Consider the following 9,886-nt stretch of genomic DNA (forward strand, 5'->3'; position numbering starts at 1 on the left):
TTTGCACACGGACGCTGCCCATGGACATCCTTCCCCTGGCACTGCTGCTCACGGCAGGCATTTACTTTCTCAACGCACGCCAACAGCGCAAGCGCATTGCCCTGCTGGCCAGCCACCTGGGCCACTACCAGATCGAAAAACTGATGGAGGCCCTGACCGAAGGCTACCTGCGCGCCCTGGGCGAGAGCACGCCCGAGCGGCGCGAGCAAATCTGGAGCCTTTTGAGTACCACCGAGGCGCAGTTGAGCGAGCAGTTTGGCCGCTTTGCCAAGGATTTCTCCCAGGTCAGTGCGCAGGACGCGCGCGTCAGCCGCCTGGCCCTGCCCCTGCCGCTGGCCGAGGTCTGGCTGCCAAAGGCCACGTTTGACATGCGCCAGGCCCTGGCCATCCATGCGCGCGGCATTGCCAGCGCGGCCACCGCAGATGCCAGCACATCACCGCGCGACCGGGCTTTCACCATGTCGGCAGAACTGTTCTTGATGCAGCACACCTGCCACTGGTTTTGCAAGTCGCAGGCCGTGGCCTCGGCACGGGTGCTGGCGCGGCACAAAACGCCGCATGCGCAGCTGGTGGCGTCGGTGTCGCCCGCCACGCGCCGCGATTACCTGGCGCTGATCAAAGGCGGCTAGCGCCCAGCGCCTGGCGCTCCAGCGTCTGGCGGGCCAGGGTGATGACGGGCGTATCCACCATGCGGCCATCGAGCACGCACACGCCGCCCGCAGCGGCTACAGCCGCCGCCACCACGCGCTCGGCCCAGGCGCACTCGGCGGCGCTGGGCGCCAGGGTGGCATGCACAGTGGCGATCTGCGCCGGGTGGATGCACAGCTTGGCGCCAAAACCCCAGCGGCGGCTGCGCGCCGTGTCTTGCGCCAGCGCGGCGGCATCGCCGGTGGCGGTGGTCACGCCATCCACCGGAGCGGCCAGGCCCGCGCGCCGCGAGGCCAGCACCAGCGCCCAGCGCAGCGGCGCCAGCTCGGCCTGATCGGGGCCGCAGGCCATGCCCATATCCAGTTGCAGGTCGAGGTGGCCCAGCACCAGGCGCAGCACCTGGGGCGCACCCGCCAGCGCGTCCAGCGCCGCTGCGCCCTCGGCGCTTTCGACCAGCGGCAGCAACGCCGCGCCCGGGCAGGCGGCGGCCAGGGCGGCCAGCGTGGACGCGCGCTCAGCCTTGGCCAGCACCACGCCCGCCAGGCCCTGGCGCACCAGCGCGGCCACCAGCGCCACATCGTCGGCGTGCCAGGGCGTGCCCTCGGCGTTGATGCGCACCAGCAGGCGCGTCCGGTCGGCGGCGGCCAGCGCGGGCCAGGCGGTGCCCAGCGCAGCGCGGGCAGCGGCGCGGGCGGCGGGTGCCACGGCGTCTTCCAGGTCGATGATGACGGCATCGGCGCCGCTGGCCAGGGCCTTGGCGTAGCGCTCGGGCCGGTCAGCGGGCACAAACAAAAAGCTGCGCGCGCAGGCCAGCAGGGGGCGTGCCGCTGGCGTCATGTGTCGGCCCCCAGCAGGCGGCCCACGCGCGGCCACTGCGCCACATGCCACAGGCGGTCTACGGCCTGCTGCATCTCGGTGGCGGTGGCGCCGCCGCTGAAGGCCGCCAGGCGCAGCGCCTTGGCGGTGATCTCGTCGCGGCTCAGGGTGTTGCCGGGGTCGCCCTTGGGCTCATCGACACGGCCATGCAGCACGCGGCCATCGGTGGTGGTGACGGTGACTTTGCCAATCCAGCGGCGCGGGTAGGCGCCATCGACTTCCGCGTCGAGTTGCATGGTCACTTTGTCGCGCAGGGCCTGGGTGGCATCACTCAAAAAGTGCTGGTCAAACTCGGCCAGACCGGCGTGGCCAAACTGCGCCACCAGCGCCAGCACGGTGCCCATGCTGAACTTGCTCTGGTGGACAGTAACGGGCCGCACCACCGGCCCCAGCACGTCGATGGCGCCCTGGTGGACGTGCGTGACCACCCCCGCCAGATCGCCCGGCTGCAGCCGGTGCTGCTGCATGACCTGCAACAGCGCATCGGCCGCCGGGTGGGTGTGGCGGCAACTGGCGTGGTATTTGAACGAGGTTTCTGCGGTGGCCCAACGGGTGCCGAGGCCATCGACCAGTTTGGCCGGGTCGGCATCGCTGGACATGCCAGCGGCCATGCCCTGCGGGCCTTCCAAGATTTGCGCTGCGCCGGTAAAGCCGTCTTGCGCGAGGTAGGCGGCCATCAAACCCGCCGCAGCGGCGTGGGCGGTGTGCAGCTGTTTGCTGTCGGCGGCGGTGCGCAAAAACTCCCACAGGCCCGCTGCCTGCGTGCCCGCCGACCCCAGCGCGTGCAGCATCTGCTGTGCGTCCAACTTGAGCAAATGGCCCACGGCAGCCGCCGCCGCCAGCGTGCCCGCCGTGCCCGTGGTATGGAACACCTTGTAGTGCGAACGGCCCAGAAATTCACCCACGCGGATGCCCACCTCGTAGCCCGCCACCGAGGCCGTCAGCAGATCGCGCCCGCTGGCGCCCATGGCCTGCGCCACCGCCACCGCCGCCGGAAACACCACCGTGGCCGGGTGGAACACCGAGCCGTTGTGTACATCGTCCTGCTCGGCCACGTGCGACGCCGCCGCGTTGGCCATGGCCGCCCAATACGGACTGTTGCTGGTGCGCGAGACGATGGCCTCTGCCGCGCCCTGCCCGGCGCCCATCACTTGGGCAAAGCGGGCAATGCTGGCCACGGGCCGCGAGCCGTGCCCGGCCACCGCCGAGCCAAACCAGTCCACCAGCAGGTCTTCGGTCTTGCGAACCACGGCCTGCGGGAGGTGTTCAAAACGCAGATGGGCGGCAAAGGCGGCCAGTTGGGCGCTGGGAGTGGGCATGCGGGTGCTCCTGGTAAATTTTTAGTCAAATCGGCCTCTAGCGCTTACGGGGTGTGCGCTAGCAGCTATTTATTTCATAGTGATTGGGTGCAGCAGAATGCGGGCGCGCACCTCAAACGGCGCCCGTGGCGCGCAGCTGCGCAATGTCGGCATCGCTGCGGCCCAGGGTGCGCAAGATGGCGTCGGTGTGCTCGCCCACCTGGGGCACGGCGTCCATGCGGTAGTCAAAGCTGCTGTGCCGCCCGGGGGGCAGCAGCGCCGGGATGTCGCCCGCCGGGCTGCCCACGGTGCGCCAGCGGTTGCGCGCCTGCAATTGCGGGTGCGCCCACAGGTCGGCCATGGTGTTCATGCGAGCGTTGGCAATCTGCGCCTGCTCCAGCCGCTCCAGCACCTGGGCGGTGGTCAGCGGGGCAAAGGTTTCCAGGATCAGCGCCTTGAGGGCTTCGCGGTGGGCATTGCGCTTGGCGTTGGCGTCAAAGCGCGGGTCGGTGGCCAGCGCGGGGTTTTGCAGCACCGTGTCGCAAAAGGCCTTCCACTCGCGCTCGTTTTGCAGGCCCAGCATCACCGCGCCGCCATCGCCCACGGCAAACGGGCCGTAGGGGTAGATGGAGGCGTGCGATGCCCCCGTGCGCGGCGGCGGCGCAGCGCCCTCGAAGGCGTAGTACATGGGGTAGCCCATCCACTCGCCCAGGGATTCGAGCATGGACACGTCGATGTGGCTGCCCTGGCCCGTTTTGCCGCGCTGCAACAGCGCCGCCAGGATGCTGCTGTAGGCGTACATGCCCGCCGCAATGTCGGCCACCGAGTTGCCCGCCTTGCTGGGCTCGTCGGGCGTGCCCGTGACCGACAAAAACCCCGCCTCGCTCTGGATCAGCAGGTCGTAGGCTTTTTTGTCGCGGTAGGGGCCGTCTTCGCCGTAGCCGGAGATGTCGCAGACGATGAGCTGCGGGTGGCTCGCCTTCAGCGACTCGTAGCCCAGGCCCATGCGGGCGGCGGCGCCCGGGGCCAGGTTTTGCACCAGCACATCGGCGCTGGCCAGAATGTTTTTGAGCACCGCCACGGCGCCCGGCTGCTTGAGGTCCAGCGTCAGGCTCTCCTTGGAGCGGTTGACCCAGACGAAGTGCGAAGCCTCGCCGCGCACGCGCTGGTCGTAGGCGCGGGCAAAGTCCCCCGCGCCGGGGCGCTCGACCTTGATGACGCGCGCGCCCAGGTCGGCCAGTTGCCGGGTGCAGAACGGCGCGGCAATCGCGTGTTCCAGAGATACGACGGTGATGCCGTCCAGTGGCCTGGTCATAAAAAGCCCTCAGAAGGAGCGTGGCAGCCCAAGCACATGCTCGGCCACGTAGCTGTAGATCATGTTGGTCGAAATCGGCGCCACCTGGTACAGGCGGGTTTCGCGGAATTTGCGCTCGATGTCGTATTCGCAGGCAAAGCCGAAGCCGCCGTGCGTCTGCATGCACACGTTGGCCGCCTCCCAGCTGGCCTTGGCGGCCAAGTACTTGGCCATGTTGGCCTCGGCGCCCGCGTTCTGGTGGGCGTCGATCATGGCGCAGGCTTTCCAGCGCATCAGGTTGGCCGCTTCCAGCTCGATGAAGGCATCGGCAATCGGAAACTGCACGCCCTGGTTCTGGCCGATGGGGCGGCCAAACACCACGCGCTCGTTCGCATACTTGGAGGCGCGGTCAATGAACCAGTAGCCATCGCCAATGCACTCGGCGGCAATCAGCGTGCGCTCGGCGTTCAGGCCGTCCAGCAGGGTCTTGAAACCCTTGCCTTCTTCGCCCAGCAGCGCGTCCTCGGGGATTTCCAGGTGGTCGAAGAACAGTTCGTTGGTCTCGTGGTTGACCATGTTCAGGATGGGGCGCACCGTCAGGCCGTTGCCAATCGCCGTTTTCAGGTCGATGAGGAAGCAGGACAGGCCATCGGAGCGCTTCTTCACTTGGTCGGCGGGCGTGGTGCGCGCCAGCAAAATCATCAAATCGCTGTGCTGTATGCGCGAGATCCAGACCTTTTGGCCGTTGATGACCCAGCGGCCATCCTTCTTCACCGCCGTGGTCTTGAGCTTGGTGGTGTCGCTGCCGGTGGTGGGCTCGGTCACGCCCATGGACTGAATGCGCAGCGCACCCGAGGCGATCTGGGGCAGGTACTTTTCTTTTTGCGCCTGTGAGCCGCTGCGCACGATGGCGTTCATCACGTACATCTGGCCGTGGCAGGCACCGGAGTTGCCGCCGCTGCGGTTGATTTCTTCCATGATGACCGAGGCTTCGGCCATGGTCAGGCCCGAGCCGCCGTATTCCTGCGGGATCAGCGCGGCCATCCAGCCGGCTTTGGTCAGGGCATCGACAAATGCTTCGGGGTAGGCGCGGGCCTCATCGACTTTGCGGAAGTATTCGTCGGGGAACTGGGCGCACAGGGCGCGCACGGCGTCGCGGATTTCCTGGTACTGGTCGGGTTGGTGGGTCATGGTGGTTTTTTCCAGTGTTTTTTGGCTCTAGCGCTTACCTGGAAAGCGCTAGCAGCTATGGTTTTTGATGCAATCAGTGTCAGAACAACGCGGCGCTGCCCTGCATGGTGAGGAACCCCTCGTGGTCGTTACCCCACAGGCGCACGGTTTTGCCGTCGGCGGCCGGGGCGCCGTTCAGGCCAAAGGGGTGCAAATCAAACGTCGGGCGCACGGCCTTGAACTGGAAGCTCTTGAGGCGGGCATCGGGCACATGGCGGCGCACCAAGTCCACCAGCAGCGTGGCAATCAAGGGGCCATGCACGATCAGGCCGGGGTAGCCCTCGACCTGGGTGACGTACTGGCGGTCGTAGTGGATGCGGTGGCCGTTGAAGGTGAGTGCCGAGTAGCGAAACAGCAGCACGTCATCGGGCGTGATGGTGCGCTGCCAGGGCGCGCCGGTGTCGGCGGCGGTGGGCGGGGGCACCGGGTCGCCCGGTTGCGGTGCGGCGCGGTACACGATGTCGTGCTCTTCGGTCAGCGCCAAGCCCCGGGCGTTAGAGATTTCATGCTTGACCAGCACAAACACCAGATCGCCGGTGCGGCCCGCCTTGTGCGTGACCGATTCAATGCGCGAGACGCGCTGCACCGCATCGCCGACCACCAGCGGGTTGTTTTCTTCCCAGCGCAAGCGGCCTCCGGCCCACATGCGCCGGGGCAGTGGCACCGGCGGCAAAAAGCCACCGCGCGCCGGGTGGCCGTCCGGCCCCAGGCCGCTGTGGCGCACCTGCGGCAAAAAATACAGCCAGTGCCACAGCGGCGCCAGCGCGGTGCCGGGCACGGGGGCGGCGTCGTCGCGGTCCAGCGTGGCCGACAGGCCGCTCACCGGCGCGGCGGTGATGCTGTCGGTCAGGGTTTCGGTGCGGCCCGTCCAGGTTTGCAGATGGGCCAGTTGTGCCGCATCCACGGTGCGGGCGTCGGGGGTGAAGGTGCTGCTCATGGCCGCCATGGTCGCCGCACACCGGCGTGGGCACAATCACTGTTTTCAAAAGCAAGGCTTCTGCAATTTCGAAGTCTTGGGCCGCGCTGCACTACCATGGCGGCATGCACTTTGACCTGACCGACCTGCGCCTGTTCGTGCTCACCGCCGACGAAGGCAACCTCACCCGCGCCGCTGCGCGCCAGCACCTGTCGCTGGCCGCCGCCAGTGCCCGCATCAAGGCGCTGGAGACCCAGGCGGGCCTGCCCCTGCTCTACCGCGAAGCCCGGGGCGTGCGCCTGTCGCCCCCCGGCGAGGCCTTTTTGCACCACGCGCGCGGCGTGCTGCGCCAGACCGAACAGCTGCGCGCCGATTTGCAGGAGTACGGCGGCGGCCTGCGCGGCCACCTGCGGGTGTTTGCCAACACCACCGCCGTGACCGATTTCATGCCCGAAATCCTGCCCACCTTTTTGGCGGCCAACCCCAAAGTCAATATCGACCTTCAGGAAAAACCGAATGCTGAGATTGCCCGTGGCGTGCTGGACGGGCGTGCTGATCTGGGCATCGTGGCCGGACAGGTCGATACGCTGGGGCTGCAAGCCCTGCACTTCAGCACCGACCGGCTGGTGCTGGTGGCAGCGCACAACCACCCGCTGGCCCGCCACGCCACCATCGCCTTTGCCGAGACGCTGGAGCAAGACCACGTGGGCATGCACCACGGCAGCACGCTGCAAAACTTTCTGGCGCAAGTGACCGACAAGCTGGGCAAGCCGCTCAAACTCCGTATCCAGCTATCGAGCTTTGACGCCATGTGCCGCATGATTGGCGCCGGTGTGGGCGTGGGCATCGTCCCTGAGAGCGCCGCGCGGCGCAACCAGGCCAGCATGCAACTGGCGCTGATTGAGCTGACCGACCCCTGGAGTGTGCGCGAGCGCTACATCCTGGTGCGCGACCAGGACAAGCTGCCCAGCTACGCCCAGGCGCTGATCGACACGCTGCGGGGGCATTACCAGCCGGGGGTAGCGCCCTTGGGCTGACTGGTACATTGCTCCGCATGAACAAGGTCATTCACAGTCGAATCGCGCCACACTGCCAACGGCATCTTGAGACAGGCCGGTATCGCTGAGCGGTTCTGGGCTGTATGCCTCTGTCGGGGGTACTGCGGGCTGGGTGCACTGGCACCGCGCAAATAAAGAACAACACAACGCCATCGCGTCAAATTGGATTGGACAGGCGCAATGCCAACATTGAACTGGATCGGCAAGGATGCCGGCGTCAAACACCACAAAAATGTGCCATTTCGCCTGCTGGAGCCGGTGCCAGAACTCTCTTGCCGCCCGGCAGATGCGGGCAACCTGATTGTGCAGGGCGACAACCTGCACGCCCTCAAAGCGTTGCTGCCGCGCTATGCCGGACAGGTGAAGTGCATCTATATTGACCCGCCCTACCACACCGGCAACGGGGGCTGGATCTATAGCGACAACGTCAACAGCCCGGAGATTCGCCAGTGGCTGGGCGAGGTGGTTGGCAAAGAAGGCATCACCTTCAAGCACCCCCCTTACGCGCTGGAGCTTTGACCCGATGGCCGAGCGCAAAGTCATCATCATTGCCGGCCCCAATGGCGCAGGTAAAACTACCTTTGCCCGCGAGTTTTTACCCAATGAGGCGGGCTGCCCCCAATTTTTGAATGCCGATCTGATTGCGGCTGGCTTGGCACCGTTTGCCCCCGAAAGCGCCGCTTTGCCAGCAGCGCGGCTGATGCTGGCAGAACTGGAGCGGCATTTCCAGACCGGGCAAAGCTTTGCTTTTGAAACCACGCTGTCGGGGCGCGCCTACCTGCGCCACATCGCCCGTTGGCGTGCGGCTGGCTACCGGGTGGAGTTGATTTTTCTGCGGCTTGCCAGCGCGGATGAAGCGCTGGCACGGGTGGCGCAGCGGGTCAAACAAGGTGGGCACCATATTCCTGAAGCCGTGATCCGCCGTCGCTTTGCTGCCGGACTGGACAACCTGAGCCGCCATTACGCCCCTGCCGTGGATGCGTGGGCGCTGTACGACAACTCGGGCGAAGAACCGATTTTGCTGAACTGGAGCGAAGCACCATGACCCCTTCCCAACCGATTGAGAACGCAAACAATGCCGACCTGCGGGGCTCCTGGCTGGCCTTGCAACGCGCTGCACTGCGCGCACGGCAAATTGCAGCGCAGACGGGCACCGCCGTAGTGGTCATGCGCAACGGGGTGCTAGAGCATGTCTATCCCCAGGTGGGCCACACCGACAGCCCGCCAAAAGACGCGGCTCCCGTGAACGGAAAACCCACATGAGCGCCTTCACGCCCAAGCGCTCTCAAGAGCAAGTGCTGGACAGCGTGCAAGCCTTTCCAAGACTTGTCATGGCCTGATTGCGCCCTGGAGCAGCTGGTTACGGGCGCATCCCGGACGCACCATCCCGCCTACTCGGGCTTGAAGCCCAGTTTCTGCAGCAAGGTTTTCTCGCGGGCAAACTGCTCTTGCGCGTATTGGCGGTACGCGGCGGGATCCATGCGGTAGGGCATGAAGTCGTAATCCTCCAGCACCTTCTGGTAGATCGGATCGGTGGCGGCCTGGCTGAAGACGGTATGCAGGCGATCGACCACCGCAGCGTCCATGCCCCGGGGCCCGACGATGCCAAAGGGCGAGTACACGCTCAGGCCATAGCCCAGCTCTTTGACCGTGGGCACCGCTGGAAAGCGCTGAAGCCGCTGGTCGGTGAACGAGGCCAGCACCCGCAGCTTGCCCGACAGCGCCACCGGCCCCACGCCGGGGTCGCCGTACACATCCAAGTGGCCGCCCATCAACGCCGTGATGGCCTCGGCACCGCCCTTGTAAGGAACCATGTTGAACTGCCCACCCACCAGCCGCGCCAGCTGCTCGCCCGCAATGCGGTTGGCACTGGTCGCACCCACGGTGCCGTAGCTGATGGCGCCAGGGCGCGCTTTGGCGTCGGCCAGCAGCTCCTGCAAATTCTTCCAGGGGGCATCGGCCCGCACCGTAATCAGCGTGGACAGACTGGCCAACCCGGTGATGTACGTGAAGTCAACCAACGGGTCCCAACCCACTTTCTGTAGCAACGGCTGGCGCAACACGGCGTTGTGCATCAGCGCCAGGGTGTGTCCATCGGGGGCCACGTTCTGCGTCAGGCTCGCGGTGCCCGTCACGCCGCCACCACCGGGCCGGTGCATGATGACCACGGGCTGGCCCAACTCCGCCATGGCCACATGGGTGATGGCACGCACCATGGCGTCGGCGCTGCCGCCGGGCGGAAACGGCAGCAGCACCGTGATCGGCTTGGCAGGGAAAGGCGATGTGGCGGCTGTGGCCGCCCCTGGCAAAGCCGCCGCCAACGCGCCCACGGACAACAACTGGCGCCCAAACTGGCGCCGCGATGCAGAAAAATTTGCACGGGAATCGGTCATGTTTGTCTCCTGGTAGTGGTTTTTGGTGTTTGTCGCGCTGATCACTCTAGTACTACAGCCGTAGTCCTTGATGTAAAGTGCCACGCGTCAAAACAACGTGGCAAGTCAAGATGACGGTAGAGGTGCAGCCGTGGCTACAGGAATTGCTCAGCGTTCACAGCCGCCTGGCGCCG

General features: G+C 66.3%; 11 protein-coding genes. 5 read left to right on the top strand and 6 right to left on the bottom strand.

Going from position 1 to position 9,886, the window contains the following annotated elements; translation table 11 throughout:
• Positions 1-20 precede the first annotated feature (20 nt).
• Entirely contained in the window at positions 21-629 is a 609-nt protein-coding gene (locus PHX69_RS04600) for a hypothetical protein (protein WP_288042580.1), read from the top strand.
• Here PHX69_RS04600 and PHX69_RS04605 read toward each other — a convergent pair.
• The 5 genes from PHX69_RS04605 to PHX69_RS04625 form a co-directional block, all read right to left on the bottom strand.
• Positions 616-1,485: an HpcH/HpaI aldolase/citrate lyase family protein gene (locus PHX69_RS04605; protein ID WP_288042581.1), complete on the bottom strand. Its 870-nt coding sequence runs from the start codon at positions 1,483-1,485 to the stop codon at positions 616-618. The genes PHX69_RS04600 and PHX69_RS04605 overlap by 14 nt on opposite strands.
• The gene (locus PHX69_RS04610; RefSeq protein ID WP_288042582.1) at positions 1,482-2,843 is read right to left on the bottom strand and encodes an MmgE/PrpD family protein; all 1,362 of its coding nucleotides are present in this window, start codon (positions 2,841-2,843) and stop codon (positions 1,482-1,484) included. Before PHX69_RS04610 ends, PHX69_RS04605 begins: the two co-directional genes overlap by 4 nt.
• Before the next feature lie 112 nt (positions 2,844-2,955).
• On the bottom strand, positions 2,956-4,137 hold the full coding sequence (locus PHX69_RS04615) for a CaiB/BaiF CoA transferase family protein (protein WP_288042583.1): 1,182 nt from the start codon (positions 4,135-4,137) through the stop codon (positions 2,956-2,958).
• 9 nt (positions 4,138-4,146) lie between these two features.
• Positions 4,147-5,307, bottom strand: a complete 1,161-nt coding sequence (locus PHX69_RS04620) for an acyl-CoA dehydrogenase family protein (RefSeq protein ID WP_288042584.1) — start codon at positions 5,305-5,307, stop codon at positions 4,147-4,149.
• 79 nt (positions 5,308-5,386) lie between these two features.
• Positions 5,387-6,292 carry an HTD2 family dehydratase gene (locus PHX69_RS04625; RefSeq protein WP_288042585.1) on the bottom strand — a complete coding sequence of 302 codons (906 nt, stop codon included), beginning with the start codon at positions 6,290-6,292 and terminating at the stop codon, positions 5,387-5,389.
• A 95-nt stretch (positions 6,293-6,387) separates the two neighbouring features.
• Between PHX69_RS04625 and PHX69_RS04630 the strand changes: the two genes are divergently transcribed.
• From PHX69_RS04630 to PHX69_RS04645, 4 genes are all read left to right on the top strand, one after another.
• Entirely contained in the window at positions 6,388-7,299 is a 912-nt protein-coding gene (locus tag PHX69_RS04630; protein ID WP_119014087.1) for a LysR family transcriptional regulator, read from the top strand.
• A 201-nt stretch (positions 7,300-7,500) separates the two neighbouring features.
• Positions 7,501-7,839 (top strand): hypothetical protein, encoded by a 339-nt coding sequence (locus PHX69_RS04635; RefSeq protein WP_288042587.1) that lies wholly within the window; start codon positions 7,501-7,503, stop codon positions 7,837-7,839.
• Between the two features lie 4 nt (positions 7,840-7,843).
• A complete protein-coding gene (locus PHX69_RS04640; RefSeq protein ID WP_288042588.1) occupies positions 7,844-8,365 on the top strand; it encodes an ATPase in 522 nt (173 codons plus the stop codon).
• On the top strand, positions 8,362-8,583 hold the full coding sequence (locus PHX69_RS04645) for a hypothetical protein (protein WP_119014084.1): 222 nt from the start codon (positions 8,362-8,364) through the stop codon (positions 8,581-8,583). Before PHX69_RS04640 ends, PHX69_RS04645 begins: the two co-directional genes overlap by 4 nt.
• Before the next feature lie 128 nt (positions 8,584-8,711).
• On the opposite strand, the gene PHX69_RS04650 is transcribed toward PHX69_RS04645, so the two are convergent.
• Complete coding sequence (locus tag PHX69_RS04650) at positions 8,712-9,713, bottom strand: tripartite tricarboxylate transporter substrate binding protein (protein ID WP_119014117.1); 1,002 nt, start codon at positions 9,711-9,713, stop codon at positions 8,712-8,714.
• Between the last annotated feature and the right edge of the window lie 173 nt (positions 9,714-9,886).

Origin of the sequence: Simplicispira sp. (assembly GCF_028687295.1) — a bacterium.
GTDB lineage: Bacteria > Pseudomonadota > Gammaproteobacteria > Burkholderiales > Burkholderiaceae_C > Simplicispira > Simplicispira metamorpha.